Annotated in this window: 21 protein-coding genes and 1 CRISPR repeat array; of the genes, 12 read left to right on the forward strand and 9 right to left on the reverse strand. The window is 58.7% G+C overall.

Annotated features, from left to right (window positions below; genetic code table 11):
- The 5 genes from JK199_RS10985 to JK199_RS11005 are packed head-to-tail and all read left to right on the forward strand — an operon-like array spanning position 1 to position 2664.
- Complete coding sequence (locus JK199_RS10985) at positions 1-519, forward strand: MauE/DoxX family redox-associated membrane protein (protein WP_212375890.1); 519 nt, start codon at positions 1-3, stop codon at positions 517-519.
- Positions 519-1112, forward strand: coding sequence for a redoxin family protein (locus JK199_RS10990; RefSeq protein WP_086654724.1), 594 nt, complete (start codon positions 519-521; stop codon positions 1110-1112). The genes JK199_RS10985 and JK199_RS10990 overlap by 1 nt, the downstream gene beginning before the upstream one ends.
- A gap of 1 nt (position 1113) precedes the next feature.
- A complete protein-coding gene (gene mauA / locus JK199_RS10995) occupies positions 1114-1701 on the forward strand; it encodes a methylamine dehydrogenase (amicyanin) small subunit (protein WP_244985100.1) in 588 nt (195 codons plus the stop codon).
- Positions 1698-2168, forward strand: coding sequence for a c-type cytochrome (locus JK199_RS11000; RefSeq protein WP_025828988.1), 471 nt, complete (start codon positions 1698-1700; stop codon positions 2166-2168). The genes mauA and JK199_RS11000 overlap by 4 nt, the downstream gene beginning before the upstream one ends.
- A gap of 31 nt (positions 2169-2199) precedes the next feature.
- Positions 2200-2664, forward strand: a complete 465-nt coding sequence (locus tag JK199_RS11005; RefSeq protein ID WP_408742373.1) for a cystathionine beta-lyase — start codon at positions 2200-2202, stop codon at positions 2662-2664.
- Here JK199_RS11005 and JK199_RS11010 read toward each other — a convergent pair.
- Entirely contained in the window at positions 2661-3260 is a 600-nt protein-coding gene (locus JK199_RS11010; protein WP_212375896.1) for a thioredoxin domain-containing protein, read from the reverse strand. The genes JK199_RS11005 and JK199_RS11010 overlap by 4 nt on opposite strands.
- A gap of 223 nt (positions 3261-3483) precedes the next feature.
- Here JK199_RS11010 and JK199_RS11015 point away from each other — a divergent pair, with 223 nt between their 5' ends.
- Complete coding sequence (locus JK199_RS11015) at positions 3484-3891, forward strand: lytic transglycosylase domain-containing protein (RefSeq protein ID WP_212355395.1); 408 nt, start codon at positions 3484-3486, stop codon at positions 3889-3891.
- A gap of 25 nt (positions 3892-3916) precedes the next feature.
- Here the strand turns inward: JK199_RS11015 and JK199_RS11020 are convergent, their stop codons facing one another.
- Positions 3917-4840: a LysR family transcriptional regulator gene (locus JK199_RS11020; protein WP_212375975.1), complete on the reverse strand. Its 924-nt coding sequence runs from the start codon at positions 4838-4840 to the stop codon at positions 3917-3919.
- 120 nt (positions 4841-4960) lie between these two features.
- Here JK199_RS11020 and JK199_RS11025 point away from each other — a divergent pair, with 120 nt between their 5' ends.
- From JK199_RS11025 to JK199_RS11040, 4 genes are read left to right on the forward strand one after another with little or no spacing between them, the layout of a single operon-like run.
- Positions 4961-6598 (forward strand): MFS transporter, encoded by a 1638-nt coding sequence (locus JK199_RS11025; protein ID WP_212375899.1) that lies wholly within the window; start codon positions 4961-4963, stop codon positions 6596-6598.
- Positions 6599-6613: 15 nt separating this feature from the next.
- Positions 6614-7690: an HlyD family secretion protein gene (locus JK199_RS11030; protein ID WP_212375902.1), complete on the forward strand. Its 1077-nt coding sequence runs from the start codon at positions 6614-6616 to the stop codon at positions 7688-7690.
- A 4-nt stretch (positions 7691-7694) separates the two neighbouring features.
- Complete coding sequence (locus tag JK199_RS11035; RefSeq protein WP_212375978.1) at positions 7695-9218, forward strand: efflux transporter outer membrane subunit; 1524 nt, start codon at positions 7695-7697, stop codon at positions 9216-9218.
- A gap of 12 nt (positions 9219-9230) precedes the next feature.
- Positions 9231-9965, forward strand: coding sequence for a pirin family protein (locus JK199_RS11040; protein ID WP_212375905.1), 735 nt, complete (start codon positions 9231-9233; stop codon positions 9963-9965).
- Positions 9966-10018: 53 nt separating this feature from the next.
- Here JK199_RS11040 and JK199_RS11045 read toward each other — a convergent pair whose 3' ends face one another.
- Together JK199_RS11045 and JK199_RS11050 are read right to left on the reverse strand one after the other, a co-directional pair.
- Positions 10019-11209: a low temperature requirement protein A gene (locus JK199_RS11045; RefSeq protein ID WP_212375908.1), complete on the reverse strand. Its 1191-nt coding sequence runs from the start codon at positions 11207-11209 to the stop codon at positions 10019-10021.
- Positions 11206-12150, reverse strand: a complete 945-nt coding sequence (locus tag JK199_RS11050) for a LysR substrate-binding domain-containing protein (RefSeq protein ID WP_212375912.1) — start codon at positions 12148-12150, stop codon at positions 11206-11208. The genes JK199_RS11045 and JK199_RS11050 overlap by 4 nt, the downstream gene beginning before the upstream one ends.
- A gap of 119 nt (positions 12151-12269) precedes the next feature.
- Between JK199_RS11050 and JK199_RS11055 the strand changes: the two genes are divergently transcribed.
- Both JK199_RS11055 and JK199_RS11060 read left to right on the forward strand, forming a co-directional pair.
- Positions 12270-13139, forward strand: a complete 870-nt coding sequence (locus JK199_RS11055; RefSeq protein WP_212375915.1) for a pirin family protein — start codon at positions 12270-12272, stop codon at positions 13137-13139.
- Positions 13140-13171: 32 nt separating this feature from the next.
- Complete coding sequence (locus tag JK199_RS11060) at positions 13172-13759, forward strand: NADPH-dependent FMN reductase (protein WP_212375917.1); 588 nt, start codon at positions 13172-13174, stop codon at positions 13757-13759.
- Between the two features lie 295 nt (positions 13760-14054).
- Positions 14055-15353: a CRISPR direct-repeat array (repeat unit 32 nt; unit sequence GTCGCCTCCCGTGCGGGGGCGTGGATAGAAAC).
- A gap of 94 nt (positions 15354-15447) precedes the next feature.
- Here the strand turns inward: JK199_RS11060 and JK199_RS11065 are convergent.
- The 5 genes from JK199_RS11065 to JK199_RS11085 form a co-directional block, all read right to left on the reverse strand.
- The gene (locus tag JK199_RS11065; RefSeq protein WP_212375920.1) at positions 15448-17097 is read right to left on the reverse strand and encodes a phospholipase C; all 1650 of its coding nucleotides are present in this window, start codon (positions 17095-17097) and stop codon (positions 15448-15450) included.
- Between the two features lie 213 nt (positions 17098-17310).
- Complete coding sequence (locus JK199_RS11070) at positions 17311-17847, reverse strand: acetate uptake transporter (protein WP_256940517.1); 537 nt, start codon at positions 17845-17847, stop codon at positions 17311-17313.
- Positions 17848-18106: 259 nt separating this feature from the next.
- A complete protein-coding gene (locus tag JK199_RS11075) occupies positions 18107-19498 on the reverse strand; it encodes an NAD-dependent succinate-semialdehyde dehydrogenase (protein ID WP_212375922.1) in 1392 nt (463 codons plus the stop codon).
- A 775-nt stretch (positions 19499-20273) separates the two neighbouring features.
- Positions 20274-20966, reverse strand: coding sequence for a TetR/AcrR family transcriptional regulator (locus tag JK199_RS11080; RefSeq protein ID WP_244985089.1), 693 nt, complete (start codon positions 20964-20966; stop codon positions 20274-20276).
- 166 nt (positions 20967-21132) lie between these two features.
- Positions 21133-22575 (reverse strand): TolC family protein, encoded by a 1443-nt coding sequence (locus tag JK199_RS11085; RefSeq protein WP_408742372.1) that lies wholly within the window; start codon positions 22573-22575, stop codon positions 21133-21135.
- Between the last annotated feature and the right edge of the window lie 6 nt (positions 22576-22581).

The following is a 22581-nucleotide window of genomic DNA, read 5'->3' on the forward strand; positions in this document are numbered from 1 at the left end:
GTGCCGACGCTTGTGCTGCATATGCTCGGCGCGTTGGGAAGTGGGGCGTTTGGCGCGCTGTTTCTCTTCACGGGCATTGGGAAAGCTACAGACAGCGCCCGCTTTGCATCTGACATCGCAGCTTATCGCCTTCTGCCTCTGGATGCGGCCTTTCCCGCGGCCTATGCGATTATCGTGACGGAAACGCTTCTTGGTCTCTGGCTGTTTTCGGGGGCGGTGACGGCTGTTGCGGGGGTGGTGTCTGCCGCACTCTTGCTGGTCTTTGCTGTGGCCATGGGGGTCAATGTTGCGCGGGGCCGCACGCATCTGTCCTGCGGCTGTATTCCGGGGGTGGATGTGCGCCTGTCCTGGGCGTCTGTCTGGCGGAATGTGGCGCTGGCGGTGCTGGTTTTTCTGACGGGTTTATGCGGCCAGCCAGACTTTGGCCTGCTGTGTGTTGAAGGTTTGCTGATGGGTGTGTCTCTCCTGTTGTTGTGCATGGCCACGGCATCTCTCACCAGAGCGGAGGTTGTGGGCTGATGCTAATTATTCTTACAGTCTCCACAGTGCTCCTGACACTTTTTACGCTGGCTCTGGCGCTTGGTGTGTTTGTGCTGGCCCGCCAGATTGGCGTGTTGCATGAGCGTCTGGCCCCCATCGGCGTGCAGCCGGTTCTTTCCGGTTTGCAGGCGGGGCAGGCTTTGCCGCAAGTCACAGCGCGCACGCTGGCGGATGCTCCAGTTGCAATCGGGGGAGCCAGTGCGGCTGGCCGCGCCATGATGCTGATGTTTGTCTCTGCGGATTGCCCGGTGTGCAAACGCGCCCTTCCCATCGCCCGGACCGTGGCGCAGGCGAATGGTCTTGATCTGGTGCTGATAGGCGAGGGGGATGTGGCGGCCCTTTCCGCCATGGCGCGCCAGACCCCGCTGGAGGGGGTGCCTTTGCTGGTGAGTATGGAACTGCTTTTGCTGATGCAGATTGGCCGTCTGCCAACCTTGGTGGTGCTTGACCCCCGTGGCGTGATTACGGCGCGGGATGTTGCGGGCAGCCGCCGCGAAATTGAAGCTCTGGTTGCCACGTTGCCGCAGGCACGTCCGGCCCTGAAAGAAGAGGTCTCTCATGTCGCAGTCTGATATGCCTGTGCGTTCCGGGGGGCGTGCTGAACACAATGGTGCGGTCCGGAGCCTGCTGGACCGCACGGTTGAACGCCTGACCCGGCACGTGGCGGGGCACAGTTCCCGGCGCGGTCTGCTGGGGCGGGTCGGGGCGTGGGCCACGTTTGGCGCGCTGATCCCGATGCTGCCGGTCGAGCGCGCATCCGCCGCCCAGACGGCAAAACCCAAATTCAAGGCACCCACACCTTTTGCCGCCAGCGCCCAGACAACAGACCCTACGGCCTGTAATTACTGGCGCTATTGTGCGATTGATGGCTTTCTGTGTGCCTCTTGCGGTGGTGGGGTGCATAGCTGCCCGCCGGGCACAAGTCCCTCACCAACCTCATGGATTGGCACGTGCTTTAACCCGGGTGACGGGCAGTCTTACCTTGTTGCGTATCGTGACTGTTGCGGTCAGGATGCCTGTAGCCAGCCCATGTGTGTTGGCACGGAAGGTGACCAGCCAAGCTATCGGCCTCAGGCCAATAATGATATTATCTGGTGTTTCGGTACGGGCGCACTGATCTATAATTGTTCTACTTCTGTTATTGTTGGGAATGCATCATGATTAAGCACGGTTTACGTTTTCTGGCAGGCGTTGTTCTGGCCGCTCCGGTTGTGGCGGGTTCCGCGTATGCGGCCGATGGTCTGACAGTTTACAACACCAACTGTTCCGTATGCCATCAGGCAGGCGGCGCAGGGATGCCGGGCCAGTTTCCTGTTCTGAAAAACCGGATTGATAAAATTGCCAGCACGCCGGAAGGCAAAAAATATCTGGCGGACGTTGTGCTGAATGGTCTGCATGGCCCCATTCAGGCGGGGGGTGCGTCTTATGCCGGTTTCATGCCGTCCCTCAAGGCGCTGTCTGACGAGGATATTGCGGCTGTGCTGAGCTATGTGGCCTCACTGGGGGATACCAAGCCTGCGCCGACGCTCACGGCGGATGATATCAAGGCAGCGCGCGCAACCCCCAAGAAGGGGCCGGAAGTTCAGGCTGAACGGAGCGCCCTGAATGCCGCACACCCTATCCCGTAAGGCGGCAGGGTTCTGTATGACGCCACGCGCCATGCGTTCCCCTGCCAGAGCCGTCTGGCTTCTGGCAGGGGCGGTGTTCGCGCTTCTCGCCGGTGTCGGGGCACCGCTTTCCACACGGGCCGCGGTGCTGGACCACGCAACCACCAATTATCTGACACATTGTGGCGGCTGCCACGGGATTGAGGGCGTTTCTGCCCGCACGTTTGTGCCGGTGCTGCGGGACCATGTGGGCACCTTTCTCTGCTCGGCAGAGGGGCGCGCGTATATCGGGCGGGTTCCCGGTGTTTCCATGTCCCTGATCCGGGATGATCAGGAACTGGCGGATGTTATGAATTTTGTGCTGTTTCGTCTGGGCGGAGCCAGCACACCAGCGGGCACAAAGCCGTTTACGGCTGCAGAAATCCATATCGCGCGTGCGCAGCCCATAGCCTCGACTGACCTGCTGGCGTTGCGGGCTGAGGTTCTGGCCCGCGCGGCGGCGCAATGCCCCCGTTAAGAGGCTGAAAGCGCGCGCGGATTGGCATCCAGAAAAGACTGGATGGAGCTGTAGCCTGTTGCCCGCACGCTCAGCAGGCTTTCCAGATGTTCCCGGTTATTGACCAGCCCGCGGGCTTCCACCGCGCCATCCGGGGCAAGCAGCACGGCAAACGGAACACGGTCCACACCCAGCAGGCGGCCCAGCGTGGCGGAATTGACCATCTCGCTTTGTGTCAGGCCCAGAGTGAGAAGGGCGGCCTGCTGCGCCTGTGGGGTATCATCCCCGCAAAACAGCAGATCCAGATTTTCCCGCCCGCAGAAATCACGTGTGATAGAAATCATTTTTTGCGAGACAGGGCAGGAGCCGGATACAAATAACAGCAGCGTCTGTCTGCCGTTCTGATGGTATCCACCGATGGTGACACTCTGACCGTCCATCGTGGACAGGTGCTGAGGGGGCAGCGTGTTAGTTGCCGGGCTGACGGGGGCCAGAGCACCAAGGGGTGCAATCTTGCGATAAAGAGCTTTAATCTGCCTGAGCAGTAGCAGGGAGACCGCTGCTGTCAGCAGCAGGATGCCCCATAATGTTCCCTGCGCCAGTATCAGAGCGTTCATATCAACCAGTCCATGCTATTTGCTGCACTATTGCAACAAATGGCGGCAGGGTCGATCAAAATATCTGTCCTGATCAGGTTGCGGCCCGGATGCAGATGTCCCCCCCGGCTGCCTTGAAAAAGCCGGACGGATTGACTAGGGGAGGGACGGTTCTCAGGGCGTGCTTTCTTGGGGGCGAGGGACGTCACATGATGCAGACGCATCCGCTTTAATCAGGACGACAATGCCTGTTTCACTTCTCGCCTGTATGATTGCCAGCGCCACCCACTATCACATTCCCCCGCGCGTTCTGCCCGTCATTCAGAAAGTGGAAGGGGGTGCAACCGGCATGGTGCATCCGAATGGAGATGGCTCGGCGGATTTAGGGCTAATGCAGATTAACACGCGCTGGGTGCGCCCGCTTGCGGATGTAAAGCATCTTCCGGTGCCACAGACGGCGCAGCGTCTGGTCTCGGACCCCTGTTTTAATGTGGAAGCCTCAGCCCTGATTATGAGAACGTACATTAATGAAGCGCATGGCGATGTGATACGGGCTATTGGCTATTATCATTCCCACACGGCAACCCTTAGTGCGGCCTACAGGGAAAAAGTGCTGGATATGGCCACGGCCATGTTTGCCAGAAAAAAATAGCAGTCTGTTTCCGGCCATTGGTTCCTCACACAGCGACGTTTTCAAAAACCTTTCGCGAAACCCGGAAAAGTGTTTCCCGCAGCCAGCGATGCACCGGGTCTGTATCCCGCCGGGGGTGCCACGCCTGAAAGGCTTCAATGCTTGGTAGGGAGAACGGGAATTCAAAAGAGGTCAGCCCCAGAGCGTCCTGAGAAATATGATTGATAACAAGCCCCGGCAGGGGCAGGATCAGGTCCGTCCCTTTCATACTTTCAATCATGCAGTGATAGTTGGGGACGACCATGGCAATACGGCGGGTCAGGCCATACTGGTTTTGCAGCATCCAGTCGATCGGGCCGCGCGCCCGGCCCCGGCGCGACACGCTGATATAATCATAAAGCACCAGACTCTCCGGTGTGACAGGGGCAGCCAGAATGGGGTGCCCTTTGCGCACAAGCCCGCGCATATGGTCCCGCAGGACCGTCTGGCGGCGGATTTCAGGCTTCATCAGGTCCGTTGCGCCGATATAGAGGTCAACACCGCCATCCCGCAGCGGGTCTGACGCAGCCGCGTCCAGCTCCGGTGCCCAGATCACCTCGCAGCGCGGGCACTCCTGCTTGAGGGCTTCCAGCAGCGGCAGGGCGAGAGCAGCAATGACCAGATCATTCGCGCGGATGGTAAAAGTCGGGGCCATGCTGGCAAGATTGGCAAGGGCGCGTGTGGCGAGCAGGCTGTCCGCCTGACGGACCAGATCCTGCACCTGACTAAGAATACCGGAGGCAAAGGCCGACGGGAGCATCCGCCGCCCGGCCTGCACCAGAATAGGGTCTGCAAAGGCCCTGCGGAGCTTGGCCAGCTGGCGGCTCATGGCCGGTTCACTCATCTTCATGCGGCGGGCCGCACGGGAGACGCTTTCCTCTTCAGTCAGCACCTGAAGGGAGCGGAGCAGGTCGAGATCATACCCTTTCATCGTTCCAGAAATAGATTTTGTCTGGCGCATTGACCAGATTTTATTCTTCCGGAAATCGAAGTCGTCGCTTTCCATTAATGAGGGTTGTCGGTCGCCGGAGGCTCAGGATGATTGGTGCTCATGAAGACCATAGTCCCACCTCAGGCTGCGGGTGCGCCCGTTATCCACGCCTCGCCCCCGCTGCCATCCTATATCCCGCCTTTTGGTCTGCGGACTGTTATTGGCTGTCTGGGCATGCTGCTGGCTGTGCATGTTGCGGGCTTTAATGAGCATGTGACCGAAATTGGCTTCTCCGATATTCGGGGCGCGATGCATATCGGGCACGATGAGGGAAGCTGGCTGATCTCGGTTTACGAGGCATTCAATATTGCCGCTATGGCGTTTACGCCGTGGTTTTACATGACGTTTTCAATCTACCGGTTTTCTATTTTCATGACCGTTGTCATGGCGCTGCTCTCCATTCCGGCCCCTTTCATGCCGGACGTGACATCCCTGTGCATTCTGCGGGCCTTTCAGGGGCTGGCAGGGGGCTGCCTGCCGCCCGTGCTGATGACGGTCATGCTCAAATATCTGCCGCCGCCACTCCGTGTGTTCGGCATTGGCGGCTATGCCATGAGTGCAACCTTTGGCCCCAACCTCGGCCTGCCGCTGGAGGCTTTCTGGTTTGAAGCGGTGGGCTGGCACTGGCTGTATTGGGAAATTATTCCGCTTGCCGCCATTGCCGTGGGGATGATGGCGTATGGCCTGCCGCGTGACCCGATGCATTTTGAACGGTTTGAAAAGTTCAACTGGCTGGGGCTGAGTGTGGGCCTGCCTGCCATCTGTTCGCTCGTAACCGTGCTGTATCAGGGGGACCGGCTGGACTGGTTCCGTTCCCCTCTGATCACCAGCCTGACCTTTTGGGGCATGGCGGCCTTTATTGTGTTTGTCATTAACGAGGCCTTTCACCCCAGCCCGTATTTCCGCATCCAGTACTGGCGGTCCCGCAATATTCAGGCGGCATTGCTCTCACTTGTGGGTATTCTGGCGATCTGCTCCATCATGGCGGAAATTCCTGCCACCTATCTGGAGGCCGTGCGGGGCTACCGGCCTGTGCAGGCGGCGCCGGTCTCACTGGTGGTTGCCCTGCCGCAGCTTATCATGCTGCCGCTGATTGCCGCCCTGTGTAACAGCCGCAAGGTCGACTGCCGGTTTGTGCTGGCCGGGGGCATGCTCTGCCTTGCGGCATCGGCCTGGCTTGGCACATGGCTGACGGTGGACTGGGTGCGCGACAATTTCTATCCGCTCCAGATCCTTCAGGTCTTTGGTCAGCCAATGACTGTTATTCCAACCCTGATGCTTGCGACCATGGCGATGGGGCCAGCAGACGGCCCGTTTATTTCCGGCATGGTGAATATGCTCAAGGGGCTGGCCAATGCCGTGGCGTATGCCCTGTTTGCCGCGCTCAGCCGCAGGCGGGAGCAGTACCATTCCACTATGCTGCTGGACCACCACGGCACACACGCGCTGGCTTTGCAGGGGATGGGCAACCCCATTGCGCACCAGCTTTCCGGCACATCGCCCGATGCGGGGCATGTGGCCCGGAACAGCCTGCAAGTTTTTCATACCTATGTGCATGAGCAGTCTCTCGTGCTGGCGCTGAACGATATTTACGCCGTGCTGGTCTGCGTTTGTCTTGGCTACGCGGTGATGAATCTGCTGCTGCCGCACCGCGTCTATCCGCCTCGTGCGCCGTCCCCCAACACTCCTGCTCGTTAATTCGGAACTCTGACCATGATTTATAAAAAACCTCTGCTCTATGCAGGCTGTGCAGCAGGTGTTCTTGCCATTCTTGCGTGGGGCGGAACACGACTGGTGAATGGTGATGGCGTCAACCAGTATACCAATGATGCGTATGTCACGGCGGATTTCCCGACGGTTGCTCCAAAAGTTGCCGGGCGTATTGACCGCGTGCGCGCGCAGGATAACGAGCAGGTCCGTGCGGGAGAGGAACTCGCCCATATTGAGGATGAGGATTACAGGGCTGCGCTGGACGTGGCCCGTGGGAACAGGCAGGCCGCGCAGGGGGATGTCAGCAACCTTGAAGCCGAACTGGCCCGGCAGGACGCTGTTATTGCGCAGGCGCGCGCAGCCGTGCAGGCGGATCAGGCCCGCCTGATGTTCGCCCGGCAGAATGCGGTGCGATACCGCAATCTGTCCTCCGGTGGGGCCGGGACGATTGAGCAGAAGCAGTCCTCCGAAGCGCATGAAAAAGAGGCGGACGCCGCGATTGCCCTTGATCAGGCCGGAGTGGAGGCGGCGATCCGGCAGGTGGCGGTGCTGAAAGGCCAGCTTGAGCGTGCCCGGGGTCTGCTGGTGCGCGCGCAGGGGGATGAAAAACAGGCGGAACTCAACCTGTCTTATTGCACCATTCCTGCGCCGGTTGATGGCGTTGTTGGGGAACGTGGGGTGCGTGTGGGCAACTACGTGCAGCCGGGCACAGGTATTCTGGCGGTTGTGCCGGTGCATGAGGCCTATGTGCTGGCCAATTTTCAGGAAACCCAGCTCACAAAAGTGCAGGCGGGGCAGCAGGCGACAATCCGGGTGGATACCTTCCCCGGTCAGCGTTTGAAGGCGCATGTGGACTCACTGGCTCCGGCTACGGGGGTGGCCTTCGCCCCCATCCAGCCAGACAATGCCACCGGCAATTTTACCAAGGTGGTCCAGCGCGTACCAGTCAAGCTGACATTTGACCCCGGCCAGCCGCTGGCGGCCAGAGTGCGGGTCGGGATGTCTGTGGAAGTGAGCGTTGATACGTCCTCAAAGCCGGAAGGGCCGCATGCCAATGATGCTCGCTATGTCTGGCAGTAACGCCATGAAGCGCGTCCTGTTTGCAGGCCTTTCTACTGTGGCGCTCGCGGGGTGCACGGTGGGGCCGACGTATCACGCCCCGCAGGTCACGGCTCCGGCCACATGGCGGCAGACGCAGCCGCCGGCGGCCAGCCGAATCACAACAGCCTCGGCCGATCCGCAGTGGTGGACGCTGTTTCATGATCCTGCACTGACAAAGCTGGAGCAGGAGGTCGCGGACTCCAATCTGGACCTGAAAGCGGCGAGCCTGCGCCTGATGCAAAGTCAGGCGGAGCGGCGCATTGCCAGCGCGGCCCAGATGCCGCATGTGGAGGCCAATGCGTCCTACGGGCGGGAGCGCGCCAGCACCAACGGCGTTCTGGGGTTGCTCGGCACGATGGAGCGTGAGCAGGCAGGCACCATTGCCTCCGGCATGCCGGGGTTTGGGCCTACGGCTTTGCCCGGGAGTGTCGGCAATCCGTCGTTCAATCTGCCGCAATACGGCATGAATGCCTCGTGGGAGGTGGATTTCTGGGGGCATGTGCGGCGGCAGGTGGAAGCGGCTACCGCCGCCACGCAGGAAACCGAAGATATGCGGCGCAATACGCTTGTTTCACTCATGGCGGAAACGGCGCAGGACTATATTGACCTGCGGGCGACCCAGACGCAGGTGGGGATTCTTGAGCATAATATTGCTGTGGCGCGGGACAGCGTCCGGCTGACGAGATTGCGGTTTGAACAAGGGGCGGCAACGCGGCTGGATGTGGCGGAGGCAACGGGCCAGTGGCACAGTTTTACCTCCCGCCTTGCGCCGCTTAAGGCGCAGGAAACCCATTTGCTGAATGCTCTGAGTTTTCTGGTCGCGCGGGAGCCGGGGGCGCTGGATGCTGAACTGGGCAGGCCTGCCGGTATTCCTTCCGTGCCTGCGCTGGTGCCTGCTGGCCTGCCGTCTCAGCTTGCAGAGCAGAGGCCGGATATCCGTATGGCTGCGGACCGTCTGCATGCGGCAACAGCCGCCATTGGCGTGGCGATTGCCGATTTCTTTCCGCGCGTTACGCTCTCGGGCAGTCTGGATATTCAGGCGCTTCAGTTCAGCGGGCTGGGGTCATGGGCTTCCCGCCAGTATGGCTTTGGCCCGACGGCCACTTTGCCCCTGTTTGAAGGTGGCCGTCTGACAGGCCAGTTGCACCTGCGCAAGGCCCAGCAGAAGGAAGCCGCAACTCTTTTCCAGCGCACGGTGCTGAAGGCCTGGCAGGAAATAGATGATGCCATGGCGGACTTTACCGCAGCCCAGAGCCGGCGGGACGAACTGGCCGAGGCGGTGCATGAGAACGAGATTGCGGTAGAAACCGCCAGGGCACAGTATGTGCAGGGAGCATCAGACTTCCTGAATGTGCTGACCTTGCAGAATGCGCTCCTTGCGTCTCAAAGCGCGCTGGCAGTGGCGACGGCGCAGGTGGCGGGCTCTGTGACGCATCTCTATCGGGCTGTTGGCGGCGGGTGGCAGGCGGTTTACCCGGCACAGCCTGTGGCCAGAACACCGGCCTGAGGGGGGGGGAGGATGATCACTGTCAGACGGGCGGACCGCCTCGGTTTAGTGCGATCAGATAGCCTTGCTCTGCGTTGCCATTTTGCATTTGCGACGTATCGGGACCCGGCATATCAGCATGAAGGGCGCCTGCGGGCTCTCAATCTTGGGGCGCTCTCTCCTTTCGGGACATATTCTCTGGGGCCGGAAGCAGAGGTTGATATTCTGACATGGATGCAGGCCGGGAGCCTGACAGCGCAGGTGGATGATTTTGCGCCGGAGAGCCTTCAGGCTGAAGGGCTGCATCTGATCAGCGCCGGGTCAGGCTGCCAGATGCTGACATGGCAGGCGGGGACGGAGGGCGCGTCTTTTCTTCAGTTCTGGTTTTTGCCTGATACGGAAGCAGGTATGCCCCGGCAGGAAAGCCGCGCGGGTTTTTCGCAAACGGAAGACGGCGGGTTCAGAATTCTCGCCTCCGGCTTTCCGGAGGATGATCCGGAAGAGAGTGAAACCGTGACCGATGGCGCGCCTGTGGCGCTGAGTGCCGGGGCTCGCCTTTTGCACGCGGCCATACCGGCGGGTGAGGGGGCGGCCTATCGCACCAGCCCTGCCCGTGATCTGTATCTGGTGGTGGTATCCGGCGTGGTGCGGGTGCAAGAGGCTGTTTTGAAAGCGGGCGATGCCGTTGCCGCGCAGGGGGTAACCACCCTGACAGTCATGGCGCTGGAGCAGGCCGAGTTGCTGCTGACAGATGTGGCTGCGGTGTGACTCAACAGAACACACCCCACTCTGAAGGTCTGACTATAACTGTGAGGCCTCTGTCAGGAGGCCCCGGAATGGACTCCATGCCGTGCGCTCTTCCGTGACCCGGCAAGGCTGATGATCAGGAAGAGGGCTGTCTCACAGAGCGCCAGTTCCCATAATGGAAGTGCCTGCCCGGCAAAGCCGACCAGAAGAAGGAGCGCCACACCGATAATCTGGCTGCTGGCCAGCCGCCGCGTGGCGACCCAGCGATATGCGGTGCTGGCCAGCAGGTAGAGTGCCGGGCCGAGCGTCATGACCAGAGCCGGGGCACCGCGCGCTTCTTCTACCGGGTTTTCCAGCAGGAGATCCATCGCGACGGCGGTGACGATAATTCCGGCGATCAGAATAACATGCAGATAGTGGAAATAAGCCCCCATCCGGCCCGGATCGGGCGAGCTGCTTATGGCGTGTTCCGCTTCCTCACTGGAGGTTTCAAAATACAGCCACCACATGGCCAGCGTGCAGAGAAAGCTGGTGCCAAATCCGCCCAGTTCAATCCATGACCAGTGCGCGCTTTCCGCAAGGGAAAGGCCGGATGCCATGATGGTTTCCCCAAGAGCGACAATCACAAACAACTGGCAGCGTTCCACAATATGCTTGCCCGAGATTGTCCAGTCCGATGTGTGAGACCGGCCCAGCCCCGGCAGCCAGAAGCCGAACATGGGGGAGAGATATTCACACACCACCCCGGCGGCCCATAACGGAACACGTGCCTCCGGTGTTGCAAGGCCGCCTGCAATCCAGAAACACGCGGCAATAACACCCCAGCCCAGAATACGGCGGTAGTTTGGAGCAAGCGGGTGTGTGGCCGGCAGGCTGAAGACGATAAAGGCCGACCGCCCGACCTGCATGGCCGCGTAGCAGACCGCAAAGGCCAGCCCCCGCGGGCCAAAGGCTTCTGGCGCTGCCGCACCACAGACAAGGGCGAGCGCCATGGTGAGAAACAGCACCCCGCGCAGGGCGGGCACGCGCGGGTCAAACCAGTTTGTCACCCAGCCGGTATATTGCCACCCCAGCCATGCCGCGAACCACAGGATGAGGGTCTGCACGCCGCCAAGAACTGTCAGATGGTGCAGGAGGCCATGACTGATCTGTGTCACGAGGAACACGTAAACCAGATCAAAAAACAGTTCCTCGTTCATCACACGGGCATTGTCTGCCCCCGGCTTACGCATGAGGCGATGCATTGAGGTGTCCTGTTCTGTCATGAAGGGCTCCGTTGGAAAGGGGGCGCTTTAAACGCTTCCGCTGCAAACCCGCGTTGCGTAGCACATTCCTGCGCCAGAAAGTCGAGAAGAGCCCGGACGGCGGGCACAAGCCCGCGCCGGGACGGAAAAACGGCATGAATAATCCCTGCGCGCGGGTGCCAGCCGGGCAGAACCTGCACAAGGCGGCCTGCCTCAATATCCTGCCAGATCATCATGGTGGGAAGTTGCACAATACCGCCGCCGATCAGCGCGGTTTCCCGCAGAACAGCCATATCATCCGTTGCCAGACGGGGTTCATGAAACACGGTGGCTGTCTGCCCCTGCTGGTTTTCCAGCAGCCATGAGTGGGTGCCGGGATGGGTTTTGAAGTCCAGACTGGGCAGGCCGTTGAGATCCGCCGGGGAGGTCAGCGGTTGCGGCACCAGAGAGGGGGCCGCAACAAGGCACTGGGTGCTGGTGTCCAGCGTGCGCATCACGAGGTCCGAGGGGGCAAGGGGTGGGAAGCGCACACGAATGGCGAGGTCAAACCCTTCCTTTAAAACATCAACCTGCCGGTTGGTGCTTTCCAGTTGCAGGGTGACGGCGGGGTAGAGCAGCATAAAGCGGGCCAGCAGGGCACCAAACTGAAAGGTGAGCAGGGCAACCGGGCAACTCAGCCGGATCTGCCCGCAGGGTTCAGCCTGAAGACGGGCGACGGAGTGTTCCGCAGCATCCGCCGCCGCCAGCATGGCCTGACAATGCTCATAAAACCGGTGCCCGGTTTCCGTGACGCTGAAATGGCGGGAGGAACGCTGGATAAGGCGCGTGTGCAGCCGGTCTTCCAGCAGGCGGACGCGGCGGCTGAGGAGGGATTTCTGGAGGCCGGTTGCCCGCGCAGCCGCAGAAAACCCGCCATGTTTGACGACCTGTGCAAAATATTCAAAGTCGTTGAGGTCTCTCATCGTCCTGCCTGTAGAACGCATTGTTCGATCCTGCGCTCTTCCTGCGACAATAGGGGAAACCCATAGTTCTTATCAAGCAAAGAGGCACAGGCTTCAGGCCTTTGAAAAAGGATAAGACCATGCAGAAGAAAATTCTTGGCACTTACGGCAATGACCGGGGCCACTGGGTGGGGGACGGGTTTCCTGTCCGCTCCCTGTTTTCCTACACCCAGTTTGGCAAGCATCTCAGCCCGTTTCTGCTGATGGATTATGCCGGACCGCACGCTTTTGAACCCACCGACGCGCGGCGGGGTGTTGGTGAACATCCGCATAAAGGGTTTGAGACGGTGACCATCGTCTATGACGGCGAGGTTGAACACCGGGATTCCTCGGGCGGGGGCGGTATTATCGGGCCGGGTGATGTACAGTGGATGACAGCAGGGAACGGCATTCAGCATGAAGAATTTCATTCTCCGGCTTACGCGAAAACCGGCGGAAATTTTCGGATGGTCCAGTTGTGGGTCAATCTGCCCGCAAAAGATAAAACGGTTCCGGCGGGGTACCAGACCTTGCTAGCAAACCAGATCCCGACCGTGGCCTTGCCGGATAACGCCGGGCATCTGCGGGTGATTGCAGGAGAATATGACGGGGCCCGTGGTCCGGCCCGCATTTTCTCGCCGCTGAACGTGTGGGATGGGGTGCTGCATGAAGGAGCGCAGGTGAGGCTGAGCGTGCCTGCAGGACACAACGCGGCCATTGTCTCTCTGGAAGGGCGGCTGATTTTAAACGGGACGCAGGAACTCGGTGCTGCTCAGTTTGCGTTACTAGACCATGAGGGCGCGACGGTGACGGTACAGGCCGCCAGAGAAAGCAGCTTTCTGGTGCTGACGGGAGAACCGCTGAACGAGCCGATTGCGGGATACGGACCCTTTGTCATGAACACGCAGGATGAAATCCGGCAGGCGATTGAAGATTTCAATAACGGACGGTTTGGCGGCATTCACGCCTGACCTGTCTGCAAACGAACAACAGGAGAAAATCCATGTCTCAGACTAAGCCTCTTCACTTCGTCACCCTGCTGGGCAGCCTGCGAAAAGGGTCCCTGAATGCGATTGTCGCCCGGACCCTGCCGGAACTGGCCCCGGAGGGAATAACCATCACGCATCTGGGGTCAGTCGGAGATTTCCCGCATTATGATCAGGATGTGCAGGAGCAGGGTTTTCCGGCACCTGTGCTGGCCATGGCGGAGCAGATCCGGGCGGCGGACGGGCTGATTATTGTAACGCCTGAGTATAATTACTCTATCCCCGGTGTGCTGAAAAATGCGCTGGACTGGCTCTCCCGCGTGGCTCCTCAGCCACTGGCAGGCAAGCCGGTGGCGTTGCAGACTGTTTCTCCCGGTGCGATTGGCGGGGCGCGGGCACAGTACCACCTGCGGCAAACTCTGGTGTTTCTGGACGCATTTGTGCTGAACAAGCCGGAGGTGATGATCGGGCAGGCCATGAGCAAGTTTGACGCAGAGAATTTGCACCTGACAGACGAGCCAACCCGTGCCTACCTCACACGCCAGATTGCATCCCTCGGCGCGCTGGCAAGGCAGGTCTCCCCGCATACGCCAGATGCGGGTTAAACTGGCCGCGTCAGGAGGGTTCAGGAAAGCTGGGAGATAAAGAGCTTTCCTATGACTGGGTGCCATCATCCTTCTGACGGATGATGGCGCAGAGGGAGTTCACCCTAAAGAGGCGTCTGCGCGAACTTCTATCGGTTGTAAAAAACCGGGGAGGATCGCGGACGGCTTAAATGGTTGTTTTGGAATAGAAAAATTTTCACACCCCGAGATCGGACAGCGCGAAAAGCCGCCTGAGTATCAGGTTCGCGCAAAGCCCCCGATTTTTCTTGTGAGCGTCAGGTGATATGCTCACGCGGTCGCCTCCCGTGCGGGGGCGTGGATAGAAACTCCTGCACGACCTTGGGGGCTGTTGATTGCCCAAGTCGCCTCCCGTGCGGGGGCGTGGATAGAAACTGCTGGCTCTGAATGTCAGCAACGGCAGCCGTCGGTCGCCTCCCGTGCGGGGGCGTGGATAGAAACATCAAAGAGCACCCGGACCTTGTCTCCGGCATAGGTCGCCTCCCGTGCGGGGGCGTGGATAGAAACTTTTATCTTCTCGCGCAGGATACGGAACGCATCCAGTCGCCTCCCGTGCGGGGGCGTGGATAGAAACTCCAGCATGGACCCGACGCAGGCCAATAGCTGGGGGTCGCCTCCCGTGCGGGGGCGTGGATAGAAACATTGCTCAGGCGGCTGGCGGCAAGCCCCCGCGCGGCGTCGCCTCCCGTGCGGGGGCGTGGATAGAAACTCTTCCTCTGCACGCCTTGCGGCCTCGACCTTTTGTCGCCTCCCGTGCGGGGGCGTGGATAGAAACATTTCGAGCTGCGGCAATCCAGTAGCACGCCGAAGTCGCCTCCCGTGCGGGGGCGTGGATAGAAACTCGTGACCGCGGAAGAGGCATCGCGGCGAGACGGGTCGCCTCCCGTGCGGGGGCGTGGATAGAAACCAACGCCTCATTGTAGGCCTGCTGGTAGTTTGTGGTCGCCTCCCGTGCGGGGGCGTGGATAGAAACCCAGCCGAGCGCGTCGAGGATTTGAGGGCGCGACCAGACGTCGCCTCCCGTGCGGGGGCGTGGATAGAAACCCAGCCAGACGGCGCAGTGACGACGGAGTGCGTGGTCGCCTCCCGTGCGGGGGCGTGGATAGAAACAGCAGCTCAAATTCGGTGTCATAAGCCATTAGCCGTCGCCTCCCGTGCGGGGGCGTGGATAGAAACCTGCGTGATATCTCCCGCGTTCAGCAGCGCCTGCGTCGCCTCCCGTGTGGGGGCGTGGATAGAAACCATGATGAGGGGCTTCCACGCCAAGCCCTGCGTAGTCGCCTCCCGTGCGGGGGCGTGGATAGAAACCAGCGATGGAAGAGCGGCGAGACCTCACCAACTAGTCGCCTCCCGTGCGGGGGCGTGGATAGAAACCTGCGTGATCATCGCTTGTGGCGGGATCGCTGCTGGTCGCCTCCCGTGCGGGGGCGTGGATAGAAACTGGTAAGACGCTGCCGTGCGCGTGCGGTAGCCAGGTCGCCTCCCGTGCGGGGGCGTGGATAGAAACCAGGATAACTGGGGGAGTTGTCTCGGGGAGACCTACAGTCGCCTCCCGTGCAGAGGCGTGGATAAAGATAAAAGAGAGCGCGCTTTTTTGCGTCCCCGGGACGTTCTCGGGGGCACAGCAGGCTGGGTGCAGGGTGGCATCCAGCCTGAGTGGTTTCAGGAAGTTAGTGAGACGCGGGCTGAGGCAGAGGTGTGCCGGTTTCAGGGTCAAGCAGAAGAGGGGTGAGGCGCGGGGGGCTGGTGAAGTCAAACAGGTCGGTCAGATCATGCGCGACAGCATCAAAGGAGCCGCCACCAAGACGCTGGCCGTTCAGCCAGTTATCTTCGATAAAGCGCGGGATCGAGCTTTGCGTGATCTGAACATGGCTGACTGCGTTGGTGCGCGCCCATGGGGAGATCAGAATAAACGGGATACGGGTGCCCGGTCCGCAGCGCCCGTTGACAGGCTTGCCACCAACCCCGGCAAAGGCTGTGCCCGTGCCACAGCGGCCCGGAGCATTCAACTGATCAACTTCCGGATCAAATGACCCATGCTGAGGCGGGATAAAAGCGTGGTCATACCAGCCGTCTGAATCATCATAGGCAATCAGGATTGCGGTATCGCGCCATTCGGGCCGCTGTTGCAGCATGTTAACAAGCGGGACAATGCCCTGCTGCTCATCCAGCGGGTCAGAATAGCCGCCATGCCCGTCCTGAAATGCGGGCAGCTTGATGAATGACACAGCCGGAAGACGACCCGCCGCAACAACGGCTTTGAAATCTTCCAGATCATATTCATGATTTGCAGGATCGCGTGTTTTACCATCCGCGCTCAGGGTATGGCCGATAGCGGCAAGCGAGCTCGGGCGCGCATGCGTCGGGTTAGCGGTGCTGGCGTAATACTGAAACCAGTTATGGTGGGAAATATAGTCGGTAATGACTTCATGCACCACGGGAGAATATGTGGCGCGCTGGCAGCCGGTTGAACCATCGCTGTTTTTGGTTTGCAGGTTGAAACCGCCCATAAACCCGCCCCATGAGACATTCCCGGCGGTCAGCAGGTCTCCGATGTTTTTGCCGGTCATCATGACCTGATTCCCTTTGACGGAGCAGACGTCTCCCGCCGGATCAATGTCATTGATCATCGTCCAGCCGCCCTGACCATCCGCAATAAAGGGCGAGGTAATCTCTTTTGTGGCGGGTTTCTGCGTGGTGGCAATAATTTTCATGCCGTTGGTCTGGCCGGAGACAGCCTCCAGCGCGCCGGGGGTGGAGGGGCCGTAGGTGTCCGTATAAGCGGCATCACTCATGGCAAAGCGCTGCGCATAGTTCCATAGGGCCGTGACGGTATTGCCGTCAAAATACCCCATGACCTGCCCGCGTGTGCCAAAGGCCCCCGCACCGCCGGACGTGCCGCGCCCTGTATAACGTGGGAAGAGGTCCGCCTTGCCATCATGATAGGCCATCTGCTCGGCGGTATAGAGGTGGTTCTGGTCTGCCGTGCTGGCCTGAGTGCGGTCCAGCCGGAACGGGAGGGCGGCGTTTTTGCCGTTGTCGGGGTTGGTATTCGGGTTTGTTTCCAGCAAATGCGCGCTGAGCAGGGTGTTGGCGGCAGGCGTTTGCGGAGACGCTTTAAAAACAGGTTCGCCCGCCGGATTGCTGGCAACGGGGTAGGTGCCGAAATAATGGTCGAACGCGACGTTTTCCTGATAAATGACAACCAGATGCTTGATGGGTGTTCGGGGTGTTGTATCAGGCTCTGCTGCCCATGCGGAGGGGAGAACTGTCAGCATTGACGTGCTGAGGCACACAATGCTGCAAAAAGTTTTAAACATGGGCATCCCTGCAAAATAAACGTCAAAGCTGATCTTATACCATAAGCCCTCTTTCATGCCGAAGAGCAGAAAGAGGGCTCAGGATGTATAAAATTTCAGGTTTTTGCAGGGGTAGGAGGTCTTTATGGAGAGGCAGGTTATGCGGGGGCGTGGATACTGAAACGTCAGTAAAAACACGCCCCTTTCAGAGAGGGATTTCCCGGTCTTGCACGCTCAGCCCTGAGCGTGCAGCAGTTCCTTCCCGGCAAGGTAGATGGCGGAAAAACCACAGAACAGGCCTTCATACCCGGCAATCGTGCCGAAAATCGGCAGACCGGTAAATTCCCCAGCCGCCAGAAGCAGGAAGAGAATAACAAGGGTTGAAAAAATAACCTGAAGCTCCTTGGAGGCTTTCAGCGTCGCGACAAAAAGAATGGCGGTGAAAAGCCCCCAGATGGTCAGATAGCTGCCAATAAGAGCGGGGGAAGAGGCCGGAATAACGCCAAAATGCGGAAGAACAATGAGCAGAACAAAAGAAATCCAGAATGCGCCGTAAGAGGTAAAGGCTGTCAGGCCAAACGTATTGCCTTTAAAAAATTCCAGTATGCCTGCAAAAATCTGGGCGGTGCCGCCAAAAATAATGCCCATGGCGAGAATGGCTGACCCCATGGAGACCAGTCCGGCATTGTGAAGGTTGAGGAGAACCGTCGTCATGCCAAAACCCATCAGGCCCAGAGGGCCCGGATTAGCGTAGGATTTTTCGCTCGTCACCGTATTTATTCCTGTTTCTTATGATTGTTATTCCTTACCTTATGGCCGGGCTGCGGGGGAAAGATATTAAAATCGGAATTAACGCTGATCACATTCATGATTGCTCACAAACCCGTCAGAGTCAGCAAGAATCAAAATACGGTCGCACGGCACCGTTCAGGAAACGCGGCGTTTCATGATTTAAAGAGGCGACTAAATTTTGAGAGGAAAAGAAAGTGAAAAGGCAGGCCCCGGTGAGGGAGCCTGCCGGTAAGCGTGATCAGGCCGGAGCGTCGATATCAACAACGTTAATCAGCTTGTGATTAACAAATTCCTTGATGCCAAGACCAACCAGTTCGCGTCCGAAGCCGGAGCGGGCCACGCCGCCGAAGGGCAGGTCTGCCTTGGGGATCAGCGGATGGTTGATGTTCACCATGCCAGTGCGGATCTTGCTGGCAACGCGAACGCCGCGTGCTTCGTCTTTCGTGAAGACAGCGCCACCAAGACCATACGGAGAATCATTGGCGATACGGATGGCGTCCGCTTCATCCTTGGCGCGGTAAAGCTGCGTCACCGGGCCAAAGAATTCCCAGTGGCGGGCTTCATTTTCACCGTCCAGACCCGTCATCAGCAGCGGACGGAAGAACGTGCCTTTTTCCGGCACTTCCTGACCAATCACCTCAACTTTTGCCCCGTGCTTGACCGCTTCTTCAACCTGACGGTGCAGGTCGTCCACTGCGGCGCGGGAAGACAGGGGAGCCAGTGTGGTGGACGGGTCCATCGGGTCACCCGCTTTAAGCTCGGCAACGCCTTTTTTGTAAAGCTCTACAAAGCGGTCATAGATCGTGTCATCCACAATCAGACGCTTGGCGGACACACAGACCTGACCAGCATTCCAGTGGCGGCCCATGACGGCCCATTTGACGGCTTTTTCAACATCCGCGTCATCCAGAACCAGGAAGGCATCTGCGCCACCCAGTTCCATCATGGATTTTTTCAGCGCCTTGCCTGCAACCCCGGCAATAATGGAGCCAGCACCTTCTGACCCGGTGAGCGCCACGCCGCAGACGCGAGGGTCATTCAGGATCAGGGCTGTGTGAGAACGCGCGGCATACAGGTTCCGGAACAGGCCTTTGGGCAGCCCGGCCTCGTTCATCAGTTCTTCACAGGAGGCAGCGCACTGCGGCAGGTTGGATGCGTGCTTGAGCAGCACGGCATTCCCTGCGGAAAGCTGCGGCGCAATGATGCGGACAACCTGATAGAACGGGAAGTTCCACGGCTCGACAGCAAACACGATGCCAAGAGGTTCATGCACCAGTGTGGCTTTGCCGGTTGCCGGGTCTGCCACGGGCAGGGATTCAGGCTTCAGAAGGTCTTCTGAATATTTACCGTAATATTCAAAAATTTCGGCGGAGAGAATAACTTCGCCTTTAGCTTCAGCAAATGTCTTGCCCATTTCAAGCGTCGCAAGACGGGCATATTTGTCAATATCACGCCGCAGAATAGCGGCGGCGGCATTCATAATACGCGCACGTTCAGCAAAAGATGTATCACGCCATTTTTCAAATGCGGCGTGGGCTTCAGAGAGTGCAGTCTGGACTTCCTGATCTGTAGCCTCAGGGAAAGTGGCAACCACCTCCTCCGTGTAAGGGTTTGTCGTCGCGTAAGCCATCGTTACCTCATAAAAACTCAAAAACAGGAAAAGGAGAGCGATCCCGCATCCGCGGTATCCGATCAGGAAGAGCAGAGTGTCTCATTCTGCTTTATCGCCAACCCTTGCACCGTGACTAAATATAGACCGGCGACTTTCTGGCAGAAAGGGGGTGTGCCTTGCGGGCATATAGGAGAGATGGATAAAAAATGAAGTCTGATGGGGCGGGAATGATCTGGTATCCGGGAGTTTATTGTATTTTTTCAGATATCGATGATAGTCTAAAAACACAAATTTAGATGTAATAAAAACATAAATATTAATAAAAAATTTAATAAAAATTATTATTGGATTATTTTTTCAGTATTTATTGATTTTTATTTTTATAAAATGATATATAACTGAGTATTTTTATGATATGTAATTATTTTAATCTGAATTTATTTATAAAAACCTATTTTTTAATTTTCATATATTATTTTGTATTCTTACCATGGAATATTTAGAGCAAATTTCATCCGAAGTGGCTGCTAGTAAAAATAATGTGATCTATTCATTTTTTTTATCTAACGAGCCGCTCAAATATGTCGATTTTTTTCTCTTAAGGGACAGAAATGCGAAGATTTTCCTTCTGGAAAGATATTCTGTGTCGTCTTCCTGCGCAGTCAGTGGGCTTACGGAGCCATTATCTATGTTTCGTGCAATATGGTGAATGCTGAAAATCGAGGACGCTGTGTTGTGTGTATAACCGGCGCAGGCCCGATGATTGAACCAGTCTCCTGTCGGTGCTTCATGCTCAGTGTTCTGGGGGCGGGTTGCATAGAAACGCTATGGCCCCGCGGACATTCCCGGCCGCCATACTGCCAGACAGGCCGGAAATCTGCTCAATATCCAGCAGAGGGTTCCGTGCCATGTAGAGCAGGGATTCCAGCCCCATGGTCAAAAGCGTGGCGGCAATAAAGCTCAGCCGGTCCGGAGAAATGCTCTCAACGGGCATCAGGCGCAGAATGTTCTGTTTAAGGTCTTCCAGCATGTCCCGCGTCTCCTTCATGGTGAACAGCCGGGCGCGAATATGGTGCTGGTTCAGTTCAAAAAAACGGGGTGCTCCGTTGATGCTGATCAGTTCCCGTAAAACGGCCTGATTGCTTCTGGTCAGCATCATGTCCAGATTGTCAGTCGGGCAGCGGGATTGCTGGACAACGGTCCTGACGCGATCAGCAACTTTGATCAGCAGAATGTCAAAAATCTTTTCTTTGGTTTTGTAATAATTGTAGAAACTGCCGGGAGAAACAGCGCTCAGAGAGACAATGTCCCGCACGGTTGCCGCATCCAGCCCGAGGGTTGAAAACACAGTCCATGCCGCCCGCTCAAAAGCCTCTTCCTTAAAGGCTCTTGTCATTTCTCTCTTCCGGGAGGTCCGGTAGGCTTTGCGTCTCGCGGGTGCATCTGTGGGGGCATCCGGGGGAGAAAGCTGCGGGTTTGTCTTCAACGCTCGTCGGGCTCCTTCAGGCCTTTTCAGGCAGGGCGGGCGGCATTTTGCCCAAAACAGGAAATGATCACAGAATAATCTTTGTGTTCCAATGTCATACGGAAAGCAAGCGGGTCAGCAGTGTCTCAGGCGCGCGTGGTGGTGCGGACCAGAGGTGACTTTCGGATTAGGATGGCGGCTGGTTGCTCCACCCTCCGCCCAGAGCGCGGGCAAGCTGCACGGTGGCGAGAGCCTGCCGTGTCTGCGCAGTGGCCAGATCATCCTGTGCCGCAATCTTTTTGATGCGTGTTGTCAGCACGTCCTGCATGGTAAAACGCCCGCCTTCATACAGTCCGCGCGCCTGCATGGCGGCCTGAGAAAGGGCGCTGACTTCCGCCGTCAGACTGGTGATGGACTGGTCCGCGCTGCTCCGGTTTTCATACGCATCTTCCACTTCCGCCAGTGCTGTCAGCACCGTCTGATCATAGGTGGCGAGTGCCTGATGGAGTTGCGCATCGGACGCATGGATTTTGGCCTGTATCCGGCCCGCATTGAAGAGGGGCAGATAGGCGTTGACTGCCATCAGGCCGCCAGAGCCGGACACGCCGGGAATCCCATCAAACCGCAGGCGGCCATCGCCGCCAAAAAACTCCAGCCCGAAGCGGGGCAGGAGGTCGGTTTTGGTGCTGATAAGCCGTTGCAGACTGGCGTCCAGCAGGTGTTTTTCCAGCCGGACATCCGGCCTGCGCTCCAGAACTGTGGAGGGCAGCTCAGTCATCGGGGGCGCCGGGACACGATACTGCGCCGGAGCGGAAAGATTAGGCGCGTGTTCGGGCGGCTGGCCGGACAGAATGGCCAGCCGGTGGCGGCACGCGTCGAGTGCAGCGACCAGCAACGGCCGTTGTGCCTGCGCTGCGGCAATCTGGCCCCGGATGGTTTCCAGATCCGCCTGCGTGGTCTGCCCGGCATCAAAACGCGCGCTGGCATAATGCAGCAGGGACTGAAGCGTGCTGACGGACTGGTCCAGCAGGGCAATCCGCTGTTGCAAGCCGCGCGCTGTGACGTAATTGGCCGCGACATCTGCCGCAATGGCCATATGGGTGTCGTGCAGAACGTCTTCCGATGCCAGAGCCATCTGCCTTGCCCCTCGCGCTCTTGCCCGGTTACCTCCCCAGATATCTGGCTCCCATGCCATGGTAATGCTCGCCAGATGGCCATCCGTCGCAGGGTCCTGAATATTGGGTTCCGCCATTTTCAGCAGAGGCGGCACAGGATGCCGCCAGTCCATTCCGCCACCCATCATGCCTGCTGTTGCGCCAAGCGTGGGATACAGGGCCGATTTTGCCATTGTGGTGTAGGTGCGGGATTCCTGCACACGGGCCTGCGCTACCCGGATTTCCGGGTTGGCGGCCAGAGCCTGCTGGATCAGACGGGTCAGTAGCGGGTCCTGCCATGCCGTCCACCATGTCGTGAGGTCTGTTGCCTCTGTGCTGGCCGGAGCTGCTGTAAACTGTGCGGGCAGAGTGACCTGCGAGGGAGGCATCTCGGTTTTAAAGGGGGAGCAGGCCACAGCGCCTGAGCACAGGAGCGTGGTCAGCAGCAGGCGGGCGGTAGGGGCTGAAAAAGACATCGGCAG

It is taken from the genome of Acetobacter persici, from assembly GCF_018256955.1.
In the GTDB taxonomy this organism is placed as follows: domain Bacteria; phylum Pseudomonadota; class Alphaproteobacteria; order Acetobacterales; family Acetobacteraceae; genus Acetobacter; species Acetobacter persici.

What these genes read in the sequence shown, in the direction of transcription:
- JK199_RS10990 (WP_086654724.1), top strand. Translation starts at nt 519, where the DNA reads ATGCTAATTATTCTTACAGTCTCCACAGTGCTCCTGACACTTTTTACG.
- mauA (WP_244985100.1), top strand. Translation starts at nt 1,114, where the DNA reads ATGCCTGTGCGTTCCGGGGGGCGTGCTGAACACAATGGTGCGGTCCGG.
- JK199_RS11000 (WP_025828988.1), top strand. Translation starts at nt 1,698, where the DNA reads ATGATTAAGCACGGTTTACGTTTTCTGGCAGGCGTTGTTCTGGCCGCT.
- JK199_RS11005 (WP_408742373.1), top strand. Translation starts at nt 2,200, where the DNA reads ATGCGTTCCCCTGCCAGAGCCGTCTGGCTTCTGGCAGGGGCGGTGTTC.
- JK199_RS11010 (WP_212375896.1), bottom strand. Translation starts at nt 3,260, where the DNA reads ATGAACGCTCTGATACTGGCGCAGGGAACATTATGGGGCATCCTGCTG.
- JK199_RS11015 (WP_212355395.1), top strand. Translation starts at nt 3,484, where the DNA reads ATGCCTGTTTCACTTCTCGCCTGTATGATTGCCAGCGCCACCCACTAT.
- JK199_RS11020 (WP_212375975.1), bottom strand. Translation starts at nt 4,840, where the DNA reads ATGAAAGGGTATGATCTCGACCTGCTCCGCTCCCTTCAGGTGCTGACT.
- JK199_RS11025 (WP_212375899.1), top strand. Translation starts at nt 4,961, where the DNA reads ATGAAGACCATAGTCCCACCTCAGGCTGCGGGTGCGCCCGTTATCCAC.
- JK199_RS11030 (WP_212375902.1), top strand. Translation starts at nt 6,614, where the DNA reads ATGATTTATAAAAAACCTCTGCTCTATGCAGGCTGTGCAGCAGGTGTT.
- JK199_RS11035 (WP_212375978.1), top strand. Translation starts at nt 7,695, where the DNA reads ATGAAGCGCGTCCTGTTTGCAGGCCTTTCTACTGTGGCGCTCGCGGGG.
- JK199_RS11040 (WP_212375905.1), top strand. Translation starts at nt 9,231, where the DNA reads ATGATCACTGTCAGACGGGCGGACCGCCTCGGTTTAGTGCGATCAGAT.
- JK199_RS11045 (WP_212375908.1), bottom strand. Translation starts at nt 11,209, where the DNA reads ATGACAGAACAGGACACCTCAATGCATCGCCTCATGCGTAAGCCGGGG.
- JK199_RS11050 (WP_212375912.1), bottom strand. Translation starts at nt 12,150, where the DNA reads ATGAGAGACCTCAACGACTTTGAATATTTTGCACAGGTCGTCAAACAT.
- JK199_RS11055 (WP_212375915.1), top strand. Translation starts at nt 12,270, where the DNA reads ATGCAGAAGAAAATTCTTGGCACTTACGGCAATGACCGGGGCCACTGG.
- JK199_RS11060 (WP_212375917.1), top strand. Translation starts at nt 13,172, where the DNA reads ATGTCTCAGACTAAGCCTCTTCACTTCGTCACCCTGCTGGGCAGCCTG.
- JK199_RS11065 (WP_212375920.1), bottom strand. Translation starts at nt 17,097, where the DNA reads ATGTTTAAAACTTTTTGCAGCATTGTGTGCCTCAGCACGTCAATGCTG.
- JK199_RS11075 (WP_212375922.1), bottom strand. Translation starts at nt 19,498, where the DNA reads ATGGCTTACGCGACGACAAACCCTTACACGGAGGAGGTGGTTGCCACT.
- JK199_RS11085 (WP_408742372.1), bottom strand. Translation starts at nt 22,575, where the DNA reads ATGTCTTTTTCAGCCCCTACCGCCCGCCTGCTGCTGACCACGCTCCTG.